The organism is Velocimicrobium porci (genome assembly GCF_009696045.1).
Lineage (GTDB): Bacteria > Bacillota > Clostridia > Lachnospirales > Lachnospiraceae > Velocimicrobium > Velocimicrobium porci.
The window spans coordinates 19,193-35,477 of sequence record NZ_VUMT01000014.1 but is presented as its reverse complement, the minus strand read 5'-3'; the positions used below and the strand labels follow the sequence as shown (position 1 = coordinate 35,477).

The following is a 16,285-nucleotide window of genomic DNA, read 5'->3' as shown; positions in this document are numbered from 1 at the left end:
TGACAACGGACAAAATCGCCGTAACCCAGTAAATATAAGGGAAACAGCGATTTTTTCTTTTGATAACTGTCAAAGACGGGATTATGTTACTATTATATTATAATTAGGAAAGATTTACCATACCCTTTGTCTAATTTTGTAGATTTCAATCCCCATCCCCTACAAGGGAAACGACAGCAAAAATGTACATTTTTGAAATTTTATTTTTCATTGTATCACACTTTTAATACTTTTACACAATAATTTTCCAATTTCCATGCCGTGTTCCCCTATCTTCTCTTCGCTTTCCTATTTCTTTCTGCTGTTTCTTTTCCACTTCTACTCTCGCATCAATACAATTATCCAAAATACCAAGATTGCATACATCCACACGAATCCCTTCATCAATAGGCTTTGTTATCAAGTCACTCGCCTGTGACACGCTCCTTGCAAACCCATCCAATTTTGCAACTACCAACGTATCACCAGCTTTTAATTCTTTCAGCAACTTATCAAATTCTGGTCTGGTCATCTTCGTACCAGTAAATGAATCCATATAGATAACCTCTGCTCCATGCTCCTTAATCAACCTTTCCTGTGCTTCCAGACTGTTCCCGTCCTTTGCCTTTCCTTTTGTGCTAACTCTTCCATAACCATAAATCATAACCTAATTCTCCTTCCGTAATTTAATTTTAGGCGTCAAAAAAGAAGGTATCTTTCAACCTTCTTCTCTGATAACTTATGAATATAAGAAATGACACCGCCTCACCACTTGATTTACCGTTATGGGCGAATCGGTGTCAATACTTAAATATTTGATACCTCGAAAATAATATTCTATCCCTTAAACTATTTTACCATTTATGTCTACATTTTTTACATTCGTATTGCTTACCTATTTTTGATGACGCAAGTCCAACAGCACCTATTGAAACTGCACGATTAAGTGTGGATATAACTTGAGTATTAGTACTCCCACACAAAGGGCATTTAGGATGTTTTAAGGATTCTTCTTCTTTCCTTCTAGCCTCGTTTATTTGTGCTGCTTTATATGCGGTTTCTGCTCGTCTTATTTTTTCACTCTCATATTCGTCACTATTTTTTTGTGCAAGTTCAACATCCTTTACTAAATCATTAGTCGATGCCCAATTTAAACAAAATATAAACCAACCAATAATGCCACAAATAGCAGAGAAAACAATAATTAGTCCGTTAAAATCATATAAGATTGATACCGCCAAAATAATAGTCCAAAAAACAGACCATATTAATAAAGGGATTGCTATCTTTTTACCTTCTTTTATATTTGCTTGTAATTTTGCTATAGTAGCTTCGCTTTCTTTCTGTTTTTCTTTTATTCTTTTCAGTCTTTCTTCCTCTTTAGCCTTTTCTAATATAGCATGTCTTTCTTCGTCTTGCTTGCATTTAATTTCTTCAAAATGTTCCTTAATTCCATAGCCACAATTTGTACACGCTTCTGCACTATCTGATACTTCTCTACCACATTTAGGGCATTTAACAATTGACATAACCTTTTCCTCCATTGCACTTTAAATTTAGAACCATTTAATCCTGCATTGCTCTACGCATATTCACATTTTTCATTTCTTCTAACCATTGATACATTGTATCAAACATTTCATCTATATCGTCTTTTTGAAACATATGGAAATCAAAATCTTCTATATCGTAACATTGTGCCATCTTTTGAATAGCACAAACTGCTCTATATAAAGCCAAGTCCATATCATATGCATCTGAAAATAATCCTTTTATATTCTGAAACTGCTTTACAGTTCCAACGAATCCATTTACATATCTTTTCACATCCGAAATACTCTTTATAGATTGCCATTGTCCTCTTGTCCGCTCATAATCACTTTTCCACTGTCTTTTCAATTCCTTGTCAGAATATGCATTTAAGTAATATTCAACATTATAAGTTTTTCTAAACTCATTTAATCTCTCTTTCAAGTATTCTTGCAAATCTTCCATAGTACAACCTCCATGGTGTATTTTCTTTATTATACCTTACCTAATTAATTTCTCCAATAAAAATTGAATCAACAAAAAGTTATTAATTTATTATTTTTCTGCACATATAGATTAATGAAAAGATTCGTCACCAAATATATTTTATGACAATGACGTTTTAAAAAACCATATCAAAGCATCCTCCGTAATTCTTAATGCCAGCAATGCATCATCAATACTTGTCACTTCGTTATCAACACCAGATATAGTCATATTCCCCTCATTCTTATGAGCTCCTAATGCACAGGTAAACGAATATAATCTATAAAAAAGTTTAAATCTTGGATATTGATATCTTTCATTCTCTTCACTACTATTTTCATTATATTTCATCTCTGCAATTTTATTTGCTTGTACATTATTTATATTTTTATCTTGATGACAAGCTTTTTGCAGACCGTCTAGCCATTTTCTTTGTTGTGACTTTTGACTTGAAAAAATACCTGTTATTATATTTCTACAGTGCATTATACAAGATACACTCTCACCATTCGCAAATTCCTTCTTAGCCGATTCATAACTTTCGTATACATCCTTATGCTCTGTGTATAACCAATTGGAAATGATGTCTAAATCTTGGATACTTTCATTACTCCTTACCGTAAATGGTTGTACACATAGTTCTCCATCACAATACAAAAAATCCAAATTAATAATATTAACATATCTCTTTAATTTATTAAAATCTTTTGATGCAAATTCTGATAAAATAATATTTTTCTGTTCATCACCAACACTTGACATCATCTCATCAAGATATGTCCCTTTAACTTTTGTATATTTTTTCTTAATGGTATCTTCCATATCAGAATCAAAAATACGATATACTGACATTCGATTCGCTACACTATTTAAAAGCATTATTAACTTTTCTGGTTGATATTCCAACTCTTTAAATGTTTCATAAAGACCATTATATGTCCTGTCATTAAAAAACAACTCCTTTTCATAACCATAACCTCTGTCAGCTATACGAAATTGAGGTGAACGTTCTTCAAATAAATCTTCTAATCCTGCACCACAAAATATTTTTTTCCATATGTCTTCGGAAGGTATTATCGGACTTTTATTATTATCCGATAAAATTTCTGCTATCTGTGATAGTGCAGCTAGTTCCCTTGTTTTCATACAATTAATCATCTCCTATTCTATATCACACCAAAGTGCGTCAACGCATCCTTAATATACTCCACCTTCTCCTGCGGACACTGCACTACTACTGGATTCTCCTTCTTTGACTTATTATAATTCTCGCCCAAATCCAGTCCACACATCCGCTTCACCTGTGCAATATATAAGGATGATACATTCACACCATACTTGTCCTTCACATAATCCTTAATCTTCTGATAAGTAGCCTTTTCTTCTGGCGTGTAATTGCTCTCCTCATCAGGCTCCATTGTAACCTCAATTTTCGGTGTATCTTTTTTGAGGGATAATTTGACAACCGTCTCCACATGTGTCGTTGTCGCCTTGTGGAGAAATTATACCACAATCGTTGTGGGTATTGGAACATGAATTTCCAAAAGAAAAAGGTTGCTCACTTGCAACCTCATCTCTTTCATATCCAGTTTTAAATATGAATTTCAGCTTGTACGGATTGATTACTCCGTTTTCTGCTTTCTCACCAACAATAACTCTGTCAATGATGCTTTCAAACACATGGCGGTCAAATTTCTTTAATACTTCATGCTTACTGATTACTTTCTGAAACTCTGACAGACGTTTGTTAATATCCTGTTGGTCTTTCTGTTTACCTTTTAATGACTGCTTCTTTAATAACAGCTCGTCCATTTTTTGATTGACCTCTGCAATTTTCATCTGATAAATTTCTTCGTCTATCTTATCATCTAAACGCATATCAACAAGACCGCTCTTGCGTTCCTTTAAACGTTGAATTTTCTTGTTTACCGATTTCAATTCCTTCTCGGTATCATTATCCTGCAATCCTGCTCTAACATGCTCAATAAACCCATCAACAAAATCTCCATCATAGGTACACAAAACATTGTACGCTCTTACAAATGCTTCTTCTATCAATGCTTCGGGTACACCTTTGCAATATGGACATTCCCTTTTGCCATGCTTAGTAGACTTCACACACTGCCAAATAACCTTTTTATAATCGGTACGTGAGTTCCACGTTCTTCTTGTGAGATTGCCACCACAGAAACCGCACTTTAACATACAACTGAATGAAAATTGTCTGCTGTATTTGTCACGCTTTCCGTTGCTTCTTGAATGTGAGCCTTTTCTTTTATTCAATATTTCATTGGCTCTATCCCACAATTCACGGCTTACAATGGCTTCATGGTGATTTTCTGTGTAATATTGGTCTGCTTCACCCATATTATCAAGTCTACGCTTTGTTATCGGGTCTGTCGTAAAGGTTTTACCCATCAACAGGTCACCCTTGTATTTCTCATTTTTGATAATACCGATTACTCCGTGTTCACTGAAATTACTATCGCCACGTTTGGTTTTGTAGCCAAGATTTTTCAATTCTCTAGCGATTATTTTACCGCCTGCACCCTCAACATATCTGTTAAAAATATAGCGGACTGCTTCGGCTTCTTTTTCATTAATTGTAATGGTTTTATCCTCTTTATGATAATCATAACCCAAACAACCATTGAAACCAACCATTTCACCTCTCTGCATCTTCATAGCCAAGCCCAGCTTAACATGCTCACTAATATTTTGCACTTCCTGCTGTGCCACGGAACTAAGAATTGTCAGCAATAATTCTCCGTCCATTGTGAGGGTGTTAATGTTTTCTTCCTCAAACATGACCGCAACACCCTTTTCCTTTAAACTTCTAACATATGTAAGGGTATCGACCGTATTTCGTGCAAATCTTGAAATACTTTTCACAATGATTAGGTCAATTTCTCCATTCACACAATCATTAATCATGCGGTTAAAGTCATCACGTTTAGCGGTCTGTGTGCCTGTTATCGCTTCATCAGCATACACTCCCACAAACTGCCATTCGGGATTGCTGTTTATCAATTCCGTATAATATTTTACCTGTGACTGATAACTTTCAAGCTGTTCCGCACTGTCTGTTGAAACTCGTGCGTATGCGGCAACACGCAGGGTACTCAAATGAGCACCCTTTCTTCTGTTTACCGCTTGTTTGGTAGCCTTACGCACCATTACTGTTGGATTCGCCATAATTTTACCTCCGTAATAAATTTTAGTAATTTATATGAAGCCTTATGGAATATTTCGCACCGGAGGTGCAAAATATTCTATGAGCTAGGCTGTCATAGCTGTTATATCTGAAAGAACGTGATATTCTTTCATCAGTTTGATTTTTATTCTTTGATACTCTGTTTCTGTAATTTGCTTACTTTGCAGGAGTTGTGCCAACAGGGATAATTCCATGCTGTACTGCAATAACTTTTCAGCATTCACATTTACCACCTCTCGTCATATTGTCAGCAAGCAATTCCATGAAGCCTGCTATGTAATCTATGAAATCTTCAAACTCTGCAACGTCATCACTGTGTGAAAAATAAAAATCAATAATGCTACCGATAAGTACTTCACACTGTTCAAGTGTCATTGGCTCTGCTAAAAATGCATTCGTTTTCGTTGCAATGATTTTCAGATTTTCTCTGGTCTGTTCATCAAGAGTAATGTGTACTCCATTTTTATCATTTATTACTTCACTTCTATAATTACTTTTCATTTTGTCACTCCTTCTCGGCTTCACCACTTCCGCCGTAGGCAATATATTTCATTTGGCTGTAAAGTTTCTTTACAAGACCGCTTAAAATCTTGTAAAGAATTTTTACACCTTACAACCTCTGCCAACTACCGCACTGTTAAATTTCTTTACAAGAGGGATTCCATTTATACTGCCAACACTTGTTAAAAAATTTGACACATATACTATATCTATAGCCATATATACGGTTTTAAAGCTGTTTCCATTTATCAGAAAACATATAAATATTAGACTTACGCAGATTGCGATTGTGTTGTACGACCTCAATAAATCCATGCTCTTCCAGTTCCTTTAATGCTTTGAAGAATGTTGGTCTACTCATGAAACTTTTATACTTCGTATAAGGAAACTTGAAACTTCGCTTTCCTGCTGATTCAATACGCATATAACAATATATACGAAAGGCACTAGCTGATAAGTCTCTCATTGGCTCTGAAGCCATAATGCTTGCACCAAGTCTAAAATATCGTTTCTCAACACCATCGGCATGCTTTGTTTCCCATGGCTGAAAGGGTGTAACTTTAGTTCGCTTACCTGTCGCCATACCTCATCATTCCTTTTCAGCAGTTCTCCTCTGTTTGATAACTTGAATAGCTGTTAAGACTTGATTTTTATGGTCATCCGACATTTCGGTACGGAAACGCTTTATTAGCGTTGTTTCATGAATAACAAGCACCTCAGCTACCTGCCATAAATAAATCTTTTCTTTTTTCATAAGCTCTCTGATTTCTTTATTTGTCATCTCACTACTTCCTTTCTGACATTCGATGTACCTCATACCTACTATTTATTTGGTCGACCGTTTCCTAGTGGTAATTGTGATGGTTGTCTGTTACAATACCTACTATAAGGCATTTCTGTTGAAATTTCTTGGTACTAACCTTGCATTTAGATTACTTTAACTGCCTGTCCAAAAAGGAGTGTTAATATGGCTGATACAACTTTATTACTTGTGGATTTGCAAGATAGTTTTGCTATTATTACAAAACATCAGAAAGTAAAGATTGATTATGGATTGTATTCAATGATGATAAGCAGTGTAAACTTTGATGATATAATTGCGACCTTTAATGACGAACGCTTTACCGACATTATTGGAAAAATTGCAGAACTACGCTCAAGCATCCAATATATAAATATAAATTGCCCTGCACCCGATATGCAGGATAAATGTATTGAATTGATAAAAGAACTTTCTTCTTTACTGTATATACCGCTCCGCAGTTTACTTAACACTGGACATTTAAAAAGCAAACAATTATCTACCATCACAGACCTTTTTGTGAATGAGTTTACAAATCATCTGCTTTCAGACTATTTTTGTTTTGAAGATAGAAGTAGCTACGTACCCTCTGCATTACATAACATTGACTTCAAAGCTCATATAAAAAGTTTAATGTTACGCAGTACAAAAAATTTATTTCCTTCTTTACAACAGGAAATGAATAATCTTAAACTAACTGCGACAATGACTATGATTAATGGAACACCATACACGGTTTACCACATCACAAATACTTTAGAGTTTCTACTTGTGGATTTACAAAAATATCTTACAGGCAAAAAAACTGCAAAAGAATGCTTGTACTGTCAAAGATTATTTTTTCCTGTTCACCGCTCTACTGTTGATTATTGCTCCTTGCCTTATAAAGAAACTGGCAAATCCTGCTACTATCTCAAACGTCATACACCGAAAGATGACCTTGAAGCACTTTATTTCTACGCTAAACGTCAGCAGGCAAAGAAACGTGACTATCCTACTAATGTTGAAAAATATGGATTGTTCTTTTTAAATAAAATTTACCAAGAATGGGAAAAGGACTGTACCATCCAATATGCTAAAGCTCGCAGGACTAACAATATCGAAGCATTTAAAAACTGGATAGAAGATACAAAATTCTTAAAGAAGCGACTGGAAGAACTCTATAATTTACAGAAAAAAGAGGGATGACCTTACAATTTCGATTTTTGAGGTGTATATTATTTAAAGGATTTATCGTTATTAGACCACTTAAAATCGTAGATGCCAATGAAAAAAATCCCTAAGAACCATGAAAGAAATTTAGTGTTTTTCACGGATTGGTACGCAGTACCAATCCGGTAACGGTAGCCTATAATTTTACGATACTAAAAAACAGGAGATACCTTTTACTAATAGGTGTCTCCTGTAATGCTGTGTTACATTTTTATAACAAAAAAGATAATTTATAATTCTCAAGTAGGTACTCCCAACAGACTTTTATAATGATGAGTATTATAAACTGTGTACAGAACTATATTTTATTCTTGAAGTTCTTCAATATCTTCTTTGTACTCTTTAATCATCAGATTATTTAAATCAATTTCACGATTAAGAGCATTGATTTCTTTTGTAGCTTCATCCATATTTTCTTTTGCATAATCTAAATGACGTTGTTCAGGATTAGTCATCGACATGGTACTATCATACATCTCTTTTGCATCGTCGTATTTACTTTGCCAACTATTAATAAATATTTGATTATCCTTATTAGCTTCTTCAAGTTCTGAAATTTTTTGTTCTAATTCCGCAATCTTACTCTCATTGCTTGGCTCACATCCTACTAAAAACATACTAGTTAAAATCAACGTAACAAAAATATATAATATCTTTTTCATAACTATCATTCCTTTCACTTTTTGATTACTACTAATTATAACAACAATTTTACATTGATTCAATTATAAATATCTTTTACGAATTAGATGATTTGTCTTTCCGCACATTCTACAAACTCACAAAATTCACAAGCCACAAAATCGCACTCTCCAAATACAACCCCATCAATAATAACAGGCTGACATGTTTCTAAATAATCGGGGCAGTTCTTACATGGTGCATAGTAAATACATAAAGGTTGATAATTTTTCATACACATATCTTTCACGCTCCTTTAGTTTAATGAATATTGATATGACTGATTTCTGACGGTCTGACAACCATACTTTGCTTTAATATCACTAAGCGGAATTTCCTGCTTATGATGTCTGCGGTATGGTTCACTGTGCCATACCCATGCACGCTTCTTACTACACCACGTAAATCCAAGACCTTTTAACTGGTCTTTGTACTGATAACAGTCAAAACACCATATCCAACTACCGATAATCTGAACGGTCATATTAAACCCTGTAATTTCGTTCAAAATAGCCTTAAATTGCTCATTTTCTTCATAGGTATAAGATTGCCCATCTGACTTATTAACTTTGCTAAAATCGGCAAATAAGCGGTCATACTCTGCATTTATAGATTGCATTTCTGAAACACTACCGCCGTTATCGGGATGATATTGTTTTAATAGTTCCCTGTACCTCTTTCTTAATGTTTCAATGTCTGTTACTCCTGCAAAATAATTACTCATAATGCAACAACTCCTTTCGATAATGTTTTTTTTACAGCAAAAAAGCTAGACTAATACCCTCTGAAAATGACCGTCGGGTATCAATCTAGCTTTGCTTTCCTAAAAAAGAGCTCTAGGTGTCTCTCGAAATTTTATTAAATTTTCCTCTATACTGGCGATTTTAGACATAAAAAAAGCACTATCAGTTATTACCAATAGTGCCACCATTTCTACTCTTCAACTTTCCAATGGATTGCTTCTTTTTCTATCTTATCTGTGAGCAACGATACAATAAGCAACAAGCCATCATCTTCATTCATGATACCATACTTTCTTCTCTCGTTACCTTCGATATACCCAACATAATTAAAGAAGTATAAATTGATTTGTTCATTATCATAAATACTATTGTCAAACACGATAAAGAACTCATCCTTGTATTTTGACGATAAATATTCAACAATATCCTTCTTTTCAAAATGTTCTTCTACTGTTGCAAGAGTTTCTTTCTTACCCGAAGAAATCAAATGCATAACTTCAAGTGCAAATAACCCTATTCCTTTAAGACTTCCTTCACCTATCATAGTAATTCTCCTTTCCTAAGTAACAAATAACTATTACATTAACATTATAAACATTAAAAACAACTTTATCTATAGTTATTCTTGTATAATGGATACTTTTCACATATCCACCACTACCAGTTCTATTCCGACACTCACAGGAATTTCTCTTTTTAACTCCTTTTCAAGCACATTTTCTGCATTTGGAGTAAATACGAAATGGTCGAAAAACTGCGTAAAATCAAGGATTTCTAGGTATCGGCTCTGCATAGCAACACGACGCTCTCCACATGTGTCGTCTCGGAAAACATGTCACAAGCCCTAACTTTCTCTACTCTAAACCCATTTTCCACTAAATATTTCAAATCCCTAGACAGCGTAGCGGGGTCACAGCTTACATAAACAACTTTTTTAGGCTGCATCTTAACAATGGTTTCAAGTAGTGCCTCATCGCATCCTTTTCTAGGCGGATCTACTACAATAACATCTGCTTTCATTTTGCCTTTGCTTTCTGCATATTTTTGTGGCAATATTTCTTCCGCCGCTCCTACAAAAAACTCAGCATTTTCTATATTATTTATTTGTGCATTTTGTTTCGCATCTTTTATTGCTTCTGGAACAATTTCGACTCCATATACTTGTTTTGCTTTTTGTGCCAAAAATAATGAAATAGTTCCAATTCCACAATATAAGTCCCATACGATTTCTTCTCCGGTAAGTCCGGCATAATCTAGCGCTGTCTGGTACAGCTTTTTTGTCTGCACAGGATTGACCTGATAGAATGAAAGAGGAGAAATTTGATATTTTATATCACCGATATAATCTGTGATATAGTCTGTTCCCCATATTGTAACAAGTTCATTTCCTAAAATAACATTTGTCTTTTGTTGATTTATGTTAATTGTTATGCTTGTCATTCCTTCTATTTTTTTCAGCTCATTTACCAATTCTTCCTCAAATGGAATTTTAGTTCCGTTTATTACAAGACATACCATAATCTCCTTTGTTGTATATCCAACACGGGTTAATACATGGCGAACTAAACCGGTATGGGTTGCCTCATCATAAGGCTCGACATGATACTTTTCCATATAACTGCGAATAACAGGGAGAATTTTATCATTTTCTTTTGCCTGAATATAACAGTGTGGTGTATCAATAATCGAATGAGTTCTTCCAGCATAAAAGCCCATTACAACCTGTCCCTCTTTATTCTTTCCAACCGGATATTGTGCTTTATTCCGATAATAATAAGGCTCTTCCATTCCTATAATTGGTTCCATCTCAAAGCCCTCTAATTTTCCAATCCGCTCCAAACAATTTTTCACTTTATTTTCTTTAAATTCCAATTGTTTCTTGTAAGAACAATGCTGTAGCTGACATCCTCCGCATTGTCTTGCCACGGAACAGACAGGATCTACGCGATATGGCGATGGGGTTATAATCTCCATTAATCTTGCGTAACCATAAGTTTTCTTTGTCTTCATTACTTTTACTTTTACAACATCACCCATTACTGTATCCTTAACAAAAAGGGCAAAGCCGTCTGCACGTCCTATGCCCTCTCCTTCTGATGTAATGTCTTCAATTGTAATAATACATTCTGTATTTTTTACTATTTTTTCCATTCTTACATCCTTATCTATCTTTTTTATATCTGATTTCTTTTTATTGCACAAAATGCTCTGATTCTCCATATATTCCAACTTAAATTGAAGTTCTCCTAATATTGGATTCAAATAAACGGTTATATCCAAGCCATTCTGCATTCTGATCTGCACTGTCAAACAATTCTATCATTGTCTGGAATTTTGCATCCGCATTATCTGCAAAATTAAGTGCCATCGCCTCTGCAATTGCCGGTTTCTTTGGAGAACCGTACTCTAATTCACCATGATGAGCCAAGATGCAATGTCTTAATTCATTTGCAAGCTTCGTAGGAAAACCACCAATTTCTCGCATTCTTGTTCCAATCATTTCTGCTCCTAAAAAAATATGACCAAGCAACTGTCCATCATCCGTATAATCATTCTCAGGGAAAGACGATAATTCCTGAATTTTTCCTACATCATGAAAAATAGCTGCTGTAAGTAATAAATCACGATTTAAAATTGTACTATAGGCATCTGCCATATAATTACAAAACTTTGCAACACTAAGTGTATGCTCAAGCAATCCACCAATAAATCCATGATGAACACTTTTTGCTGCCGAATGTTTTTTAAAACGTTCAATAAATGCTTTATCCTCTATAAAATAGCTATCTACTAATTTTCGAAGATGAGGTTCCTTAATTGTTGCAATAATTCCTACTAACTCCTGATACATATCATCAATATTCTTTTTGGAAACAGGCATATAATCTGCCGGATTATATTCGCCCTCCTGGCTCTTTCTAATTCGTCGCACATTTAACTGTAAAGCCCCCTGAAAACTGGTGACCTGTCCTTCAATATGTATGAACTCCATTGATTCAAAATGTTCAATTCCATTGGATAGTTCCCATACTTTAGCATCAATTGTTCCTGTCTTATCCTGTAATAGTAAAGAATAATAACTCTTGCCGGTCTTTGTTTTCAGTGTATTTTTTGTCTTACAAAAATAAGTTCCGGTTATTGCATCACCTTCGTGTAACTCATTTAAATATCTCATAGCCATACCTTTCTTTTCTATTATTATATCCACATTTCTATGACTTAAAGCCCAAAAATTCGTTTTACCGCTTGCCAAGCATAACCGTCGTCTTTATCTCCTTTGGTTCGACAAGTGAAGTTCGCAGAATACTCACTTTTAACTCTTCTTTTGGCTGGTACTTTGATAATATATTATTAAAATTAGAAACAGATGAAACCTCAGCATTACCAATTTTTACAATCACATCTCCGCTTTTAAGACCTGCCTCTAATGCAGGAGAATTATTTTCTACATCTGTAATATAGATTCCATTTTGAATGTCTAATTTTTTCTTCAGTGATTTTGGCATATCATTCGCAACAACGCCAAAATATCCCTGCTGTTTTTGGTTAATCATTCGCTCAATAATTGGTTTCAAACGACTAATTCCTATTGCCGTACAAAGATTAGCATTCAGCCCTTTATCAAAGTTATGCGTAATAATTCCAAGTACCTTTCCATCAAGATTCACAACCACGCCTTCACCATCGGGATTCGGACTTGTATTCGTATGGAATAATTCCAGCTTATTATCAATCACATATTCTTCCTTTAATTCACTTGCTATCATCCCAAACTGCATCGAATACATATATCCATTTGGACTCCCCAGACAGAAAATCGGTACACCTTCTGAAGCATAGTAAGAATCCCCAAGCTCTGCAATCTCAATCTTCTTCCATGTTTCTTTTTTTATTGCTTCCTTGTCTACAGCTAGTACAGACAGATTGGTTCCTTTATCTGTACCATAAAGAGAAGCTTTTACTTTTTTCCCGTCAATAAATGAAATGTAAATGCTAGATGCATCTTTTATTTTATCATTTGTTGTAAGAATAAACAAGCTTTCTGTATTATCAGCAACAATAATACCACATGCAGCTGCTGCATGCTCCGATGGATTATCGAACCAGTCTACTCCATTTACAACACTGGAAACTGTAACAATATAACGATTATATTCTTTTGCCGTATCCGTTAATAAATTATAAGCCTCCTTCACTTTATCCAATGTCAGTGTTTCCTTTATCTCCTCTTTTACTTCCGGTTTCTTGGTTGGAGATGTGCTTGGCTTTGGTGTTGGTGAAGTGCTTGGCGTCTGCGACAGAATAACTACCTGCTCTTCAGCCTTCCCCGTCTTTTTTTTCAAATGTGTTTCCATAGCCATAAATGCTACACTGGCAACCGCCCCAAATACAATTGCAAGAATCGAAATTCCAACCACATATCCTAAGAATTTTTTCGCTTTACTCCGTTTTTTCGGTACTATCTGTTCTTGGATAAAGGCTTTTTTTTCCCCATTCATATGGAATTCTTCTTTTTCCTCAGTAGACATACTTCATACCTCTCAACTAATCTGTATCTTACTTTTTCACGCATATTTATAGATTCATCATAGCATTTACTTGTGAACATGATATGAATGAACTGTGAACAAAAAACCCCCTAAAATAAGGTTCCATTTTTCCTGATTTTAGGTTAGAATAGAAAAAGTAAATATCTTTAGTTTATCATTATAATAGAAATAGATGGAGATTGCAATGAATCAAAAAGTATTAAAAACATTAGAATATAATAAAATAATTGAAAAATTAAAAGAAGCAGCAAGCTCTCCTTTAGGAAAAGAAAAATGTGCTTCTCTTTTACCCGAAACTGACCTTACACATATAAAACAGATGCAGTCTGAAACTTCCGATGCATTGTCACGATTGTTAAAAAACGGAAGTCTGTCTTTTTCCGGTCTAAAAGATATCCGTCCTGCACTTATGCGGCTTGATGTCGGCTCTATTTTAAGTGCAAAAGAATTATTAGAAATCAGTTCTTTATTAAACGTTGCATTACGGGCAAAAACTTATGGACGGGAAAATGGGAAATCTATCCATGAAGACTCAGACTCCGGTAACTTTTCTGATACTCTTACAGAACGTTTTGGAGAAATTGAACCACTTTCTCCTTTAAACAATGAAATCAAGCGTTGTATTCTATCAGAAGAAGAAATCAGTGATGATGCAAGTCCAAAGCTTCGCCAGATTCGCCGTTCCATTAAGCTTACAAACAACAAAGTTCATGAACAGCTGACTTCCATGGTAAATAGTGCAACAAACCAGTCCATGTTACAGGAAAATATCATAACAATGAGAAACGGACGCTACTGTCTTCCTGTAAAGGCAGAACATAAAAGCCATTTCAATGGAATGGTGCATGACCAATCCTCATCTGGTTCTACACTCTTTATCGAGCCAATGGCTGTTGTAAAACTAAACAACGAGCTAAGAGAACTTGCCATTGCAGAAGCAGACGAAATTGAGAAAATTTTGGCTGATTTGAGCAACCAGTCAGCTGAATATATTGAAGAGTTGAAGGTAAATCTTGCTATTTTGACCGAATTAGATTTTATTTTTGCAAAAGCTTCTTTATCAAAACAAATGAAAGCTTCAGAACCTGTATTTAACGAAAATGGTTATATTAATATCAAAAAAGGCCGCCATCCATTAATCGACCCTAAAAAGGCAGTTCCAATTGACGTATACCTTGGAAAAGATTTTGACCTTCTAATTGTGACGGGGCCTAATACAGGTGGTAAAACTGTTTCATTAAAAACCGTCGGACTCTTTACACTATTGGGACAAGCCGGTCTTCACATTCCTGCCTTTGACGGCTCTGAACTAAGTGTTTTTGAAGAAGTATACGCAGATATTGGAGATGAACAGAGCATCGAACAAAGCCTTAGCACCTTTTCTTCACATATGACAAATACAATATCTATATTAGAAAAAGCAAACTACCGATCACTTGTCCTATTTGACGAATTAGGTGCAGGAACCGACCCTGTAGAAGGTGCAGCACTTGCAATGTCAATTTTATCCTATCTTCACAAGCGAAAAGTTAGAACAATGGCGACTACTCACTATAGTGAACTAAAGATATTTGCCCTGTCTACAGAAGGTGTTGAAAACGCCTGCTGCGAATTTGATGTAGAAACCTTACGTCCAACTTATCGTTTGCTAATAGGTGTACCCGGTAAAAGTAATGCTTTTGCAATTTCAAGCAAACTTGGTCTTCCAGATTTTATCATAAATGATGCAAAAGAACATATCGCTTCTGAAGACCAAAGCTTTGAAGATGTAATCAGCGATTTGGAAAAAAGCCGGATAACAATTGAAAAAGAACAGGAAGAGATTACCCGTTACAAAGAAGAAATCGCAACTTTAAAAGAAAAGTTAAAGGCCAAAAATGAAAAAATTGATGATGCAAAAGAACGGATTTTGCGAAATGCGAACGAAGAAGCAAGAGAAATTATCCAGAATGCAAAAGACTTTGCAGATGAATCAATCCGAAAATACAATAAATGGATAAAAGACGGCAATAAAAATAAACAAATGGAAGAGCAACGTGCTGCATTACGTGGAAAATTAAATGAAACAGAATCTAAACTTGCTTTAAAGAAGAAAAAATCTTCTGGAAAAAAACACAAAGCCTCTGATTTCAAACCAGGCGAATCCGTTCAGGTATTGAGTCTTGGTCTAAAAGGAATTGTAAGTTCTGTTCCAAATGAAAAAGGAGATTTGTTTGTTCAAATGGGAATTCTTCGTTCACAAGTTAATATCAGGGACTTAGAGTTAATTGATGAACCGGTCATTACAGCTCCAACGATGAAAAAAACCGGCAGTGGAAAAATTAAAATGTCTAAAAGTGCAACCATTCGCCCTGAAATCAATCTGATTGGAAAGACCGTTGATGAAGCAATTCCATTACTTGACAAATATTTAGATGACGCTTACCTCTCCCATCTTCCTCAGGTTACAGTCATCCATGGCAGAGGGACAGGTGCTTTAAAAAACGCAGTACACAACCATTTGAAAAAAACGAAATATGTAAAATCATTCCGAATCGGAGAATTCGGAGAAGGCGACCATGGTGTTACTATTGTAGAATTTAATTAA

General features: G+C 34.9%; 20 protein-coding genes. 2 read left to right on the top strand and 18 right to left on the bottom strand.

All coding sequences use genetic code 11. The features are described 5' to 3' along the window. Window positions 1-232: 232 nt before the first annotated feature. The 10 genes from FYJ58_RS09930 to FYJ58_RS09885 form a co-directional block, all read right to left on the bottom strand. Window positions 233-643 carry a recombinase family protein gene (locus FYJ58_RS09930; RefSeq protein ID WP_154519577.1) on the bottom strand — a complete coding sequence of 137 codons (411 nt, stop codon included), beginning with the start codon at window positions 641-643 and terminating at the stop codon, window positions 233-235. A 190-nt stretch (window positions 644-833) separates the two neighbouring features. Then, window positions 834-1,508, bottom strand: coding sequence for a zinc-ribbon domain-containing protein (locus FYJ58_RS09925; protein WP_205839221.1), 675 nt, complete (start codon window positions 1,506-1,508; stop codon window positions 834-836). Between the two features lie 37 nt (window positions 1,509-1,545). Further along, window positions 1,546-1,974, bottom strand: a complete 429-nt coding sequence (locus FYJ58_RS09920) for a hypothetical protein (protein WP_154519575.1) — start codon at window positions 1,972-1,974, stop codon at window positions 1,546-1,548. 141 nt (window positions 1,975-2,115) lie between these two features. Then, entirely contained in the window at window positions 2,116-3,141 is a 1,026-nt protein-coding gene (locus FYJ58_RS09915) for a hypothetical protein (protein WP_154519574.1), read from the bottom strand. Between the two features lie 20 nt (window positions 3,142-3,161). After that, a complete protein-coding gene (locus FYJ58_RS09910) occupies window positions 3,162-3,413 on the bottom strand; it encodes a 23S rRNA methyltransferase (RefSeq protein WP_235912619.1) in 252 nt (83 codons plus the stop codon). A gap of 7 nt (window positions 3,414-3,420) precedes the next feature. Next, the gene (locus tag FYJ58_RS09905) at window positions 3,421-5,190 is read right to left on the bottom strand and encodes a recombinase family protein (protein WP_235912618.1); all 1,770 of its coding nucleotides are present in this window, start codon (window positions 5,188-5,190) and stop codon (window positions 3,421-3,423) included. A gap of 84 nt (window positions 5,191-5,274) precedes the next feature. Continuing rightward, window positions 5,275-5,433 (bottom strand): SHOCT domain-containing protein, encoded by a 159-nt coding sequence (locus FYJ58_RS09900; protein WP_328597837.1) that lies wholly within the window; start codon window positions 5,431-5,433, stop codon window positions 5,275-5,277. Next, window positions 5,423-5,710, bottom strand: coding sequence for a hypothetical protein (locus tag FYJ58_RS09895; protein ID WP_154519573.1), 288 nt, complete (start codon window positions 5,708-5,710; stop codon window positions 5,423-5,425). Before FYJ58_RS09895 ends, FYJ58_RS09900 begins: the two co-directional genes overlap by 11 nt. 229 nt (window positions 5,711-5,939) lie before the next feature. Then, a complete protein-coding gene (locus tag FYJ58_RS09890; protein WP_154519572.1) occupies window positions 5,940-6,293 on the bottom strand; it encodes a helix-turn-helix domain-containing protein in 354 nt (117 codons plus the stop codon). A 6-nt stretch (window positions 6,294-6,299) separates the two neighbouring features. Then, window positions 6,300-6,491: a hypothetical protein gene (locus tag FYJ58_RS09885; RefSeq protein WP_154519571.1), complete on the bottom strand. Its 192-nt coding sequence runs from the start codon at window positions 6,489-6,491 to the stop codon at window positions 6,300-6,302. A gap of 186 nt (window positions 6,492-6,677) precedes the next feature. Between FYJ58_RS09885 and FYJ58_RS09880 the strand changes: the two genes are divergently transcribed. After that, window positions 6,678-7,700: a hypothetical protein gene (locus FYJ58_RS09880; RefSeq protein WP_154519570.1), complete on the top strand. Its 1,023-nt coding sequence runs from the start codon at window positions 6,678-6,680 to the stop codon at window positions 7,698-7,700. Window positions 7,701-8,029: 329 nt separating this feature from the next. Here the strand turns inward: FYJ58_RS09880 and FYJ58_RS09875 are convergent, their stop codons facing one another. The 8 genes from FYJ58_RS09875 to FYJ58_RS09845 all read right to left on the bottom strand — a co-directional run bounded on the left by FYJ58_RS09875 (window position 8,030) and on the right by FYJ58_RS09845 (window position 13,677). Further along, window positions 8,030-8,386 carry a coiled-coil domain-containing protein gene (locus FYJ58_RS09875; RefSeq protein WP_154519569.1) on the bottom strand — a complete coding sequence of 119 codons (357 nt, stop codon included), beginning with the start codon at window positions 8,384-8,386 and terminating at the stop codon, window positions 8,030-8,032. Window positions 8,387-8,469: 83 nt separating this feature from the next. Then, complete coding sequence (locus FYJ58_RS09870) at window positions 8,470-8,646, bottom strand: hypothetical protein (RefSeq protein ID WP_154519568.1); 177 nt, start codon at window positions 8,644-8,646, stop codon at window positions 8,470-8,472. Window positions 8,647-8,661: 15 nt separating this feature from the next. Further along, the gene (locus tag FYJ58_RS09865) at window positions 8,662-9,129 is read right to left on the bottom strand and encodes a J domain-containing protein (RefSeq protein ID WP_154519567.1); all 468 of its coding nucleotides are present in this window, start codon (window positions 9,127-9,129) and stop codon (window positions 8,662-8,664) included. A 209-nt stretch (window positions 9,130-9,338) separates the two neighbouring features. Further along, a complete protein-coding gene (locus FYJ58_RS09860; protein ID WP_154519566.1) occupies window positions 9,339-9,692 on the bottom strand; it encodes a hypothetical protein in 354 nt (117 codons plus the stop codon). A 99-nt stretch (window positions 9,693-9,791) separates the two neighbouring features. Next, complete coding sequence (locus FYJ58_RS14750; RefSeq protein ID WP_205839220.1) at window positions 9,792-9,941, bottom strand: hypothetical protein; 150 nt, start codon at window positions 9,939-9,941, stop codon at window positions 9,792-9,794. Then, entirely contained in the window at window positions 9,923-11,299 is a 1,377-nt protein-coding gene (gene rlmD / locus FYJ58_RS09855; protein ID WP_154519565.1) for a 23S rRNA (uracil(1939)-C(5))-methyltransferase RlmD, read from the bottom strand. The genes FYJ58_RS14750 and rlmD overlap by 19 nt, the downstream gene beginning before the upstream one ends. Before the next feature lie 79 nt (window positions 11,300-11,378). Further along, window positions 11,379-12,323 (bottom strand): 3'-5' exoribonuclease YhaM family protein, encoded by a 945-nt coding sequence (locus FYJ58_RS09850; RefSeq protein ID WP_154519564.1) that lies wholly within the window; start codon window positions 12,321-12,323, stop codon window positions 11,379-11,381. Between the two features lie 64 nt (window positions 12,324-12,387). Then, window positions 12,388-13,677 carry a S1C family serine protease gene (locus tag FYJ58_RS09845; protein ID WP_154519563.1) on the bottom strand — a complete coding sequence of 430 codons (1,290 nt, stop codon included), beginning with the start codon at window positions 13,675-13,677 and terminating at the stop codon, window positions 12,388-12,390. 205 nt (window positions 13,678-13,882) lie between these two features. Here FYJ58_RS09845 and FYJ58_RS09840 point away from each other — a divergent pair, with 205 nt between their 5' ends. Continuing rightward, complete coding sequence (locus tag FYJ58_RS09840; protein ID WP_154519562.1) at window positions 13,883-16,285, top strand: endonuclease MutS2; 2,403 nt, start codon at window positions 13,883-13,885, stop codon at window positions 16,283-16,285.

Bases quoted from the DNA above. Each gene is read 5' to 3' on its own strand.
- FYJ58_RS09930 (WP_154519577.1), bottom strand. From the start codon at position 643: ATGATTTATGGTTATGGAAGAGTTAGCACAAAAGGAAAGGCAAAGGAC.
- FYJ58_RS09925 (WP_205839221.1), bottom strand. From the start codon at position 1,508: ATGTCAATTGTTAAATGCCCTAAATGTGGTAGAGAAGTATCAGATAGT.
- FYJ58_RS09920 (WP_154519575.1), bottom strand. From the start codon at position 1,974: ATGGAAGATTTGCAAGAATACTTGAAAGAGAGATTAAATGAGTTTAGA.
- FYJ58_RS09915 (WP_154519574.1), bottom strand. From the start codon at position 3,141: ATGAAAACAAGGGAACTAGCTGCACTATCACAGATAGCAGAAATTTTA.
- FYJ58_RS09910 (WP_235912619.1), bottom strand. From the start codon at position 3,413: ATGGAGCCTGATGAGGAGAGCAATTACACGCCAGAAGAAAAGGCTACT.
- FYJ58_RS09905 (WP_235912618.1), bottom strand. From the start codon at position 5,190: ATGGCGAATCCAACAGTAATGGTGCGTAAGGCTACCAAACAAGCGGTA.
- FYJ58_RS09895 (WP_154519573.1), bottom strand. From the start codon at position 5,710: ATGAAAAGTAATTATAGAAGTGAAGTAATAAATGATAAAAATGGAGTA.
- FYJ58_RS09890 (WP_154519572.1), bottom strand. From the start codon at position 6,293: ATGGCGACAGGTAAGCGAACTAAAGTTACACCCTTTCAGCCATGGGAA.
- FYJ58_RS09885 (WP_154519571.1), bottom strand. From the start codon at position 6,491: ATGACAAATAAAGAAATCAGAGAGCTTATGAAAAAAGAAAAGATTTAT.
- FYJ58_RS09880 (WP_154519570.1), top strand. From the start codon at position 6,678: ATGGCTGATACAACTTTATTACTTGTGGATTTGCAAGATAGTTTTGCT.
- FYJ58_RS09875 (WP_154519569.1), bottom strand. From the start codon at position 8,386: ATGAAAAAGATATTATATATTTTTGTTACGTTGATTTTAACTAGTATG.
- FYJ58_RS09870 (WP_154519568.1), bottom strand. From the start codon at position 8,646: ATGTGTATGAAAAATTATCAACCTTTATGTATTTACTATGCACCATGT.
- FYJ58_RS09865 (WP_154519567.1), bottom strand. From the start codon at position 9,129: ATGAGTAATTATTTTGCAGGAGTAACAGACATTGAAACATTAAGAAAG.
- FYJ58_RS09860 (WP_154519566.1), bottom strand. From the start codon at position 9,692: ATGATAGGTGAAGGAAGTCTTAAAGGAATAGGGTTATTTGCACTTGAA.
- FYJ58_RS14750 (WP_205839220.1), bottom strand. From the start codon at position 9,941: ATGCAGAGCCGATACCTAGAAATCCTTGATTTTACGCAGTTTTTCGAC.
- rlmD (WP_154519565.1), bottom strand. From the start codon at position 11,299: ATGGAAAAAATAGTAAAAAATACAGAATGTATTATTACAATTGAAGAC.
- FYJ58_RS09850 (WP_154519564.1), bottom strand. From the start codon at position 12,323: ATGAGATATTTAAATGAGTTACACGAAGGTGATGCAATAACCGGAACT.
- FYJ58_RS09845 (WP_154519563.1), bottom strand. From the start codon at position 13,677: ATGTCTACTGAGGAAAAAGAAGAATTCCATATGAATGGGGAAAAAAAA.
- FYJ58_RS09840 (WP_154519562.1), top strand. From the start codon at position 13,883: ATGAATCAAAAAGTATTAAAAACATTAGAATATAATAAAATAATTGAA.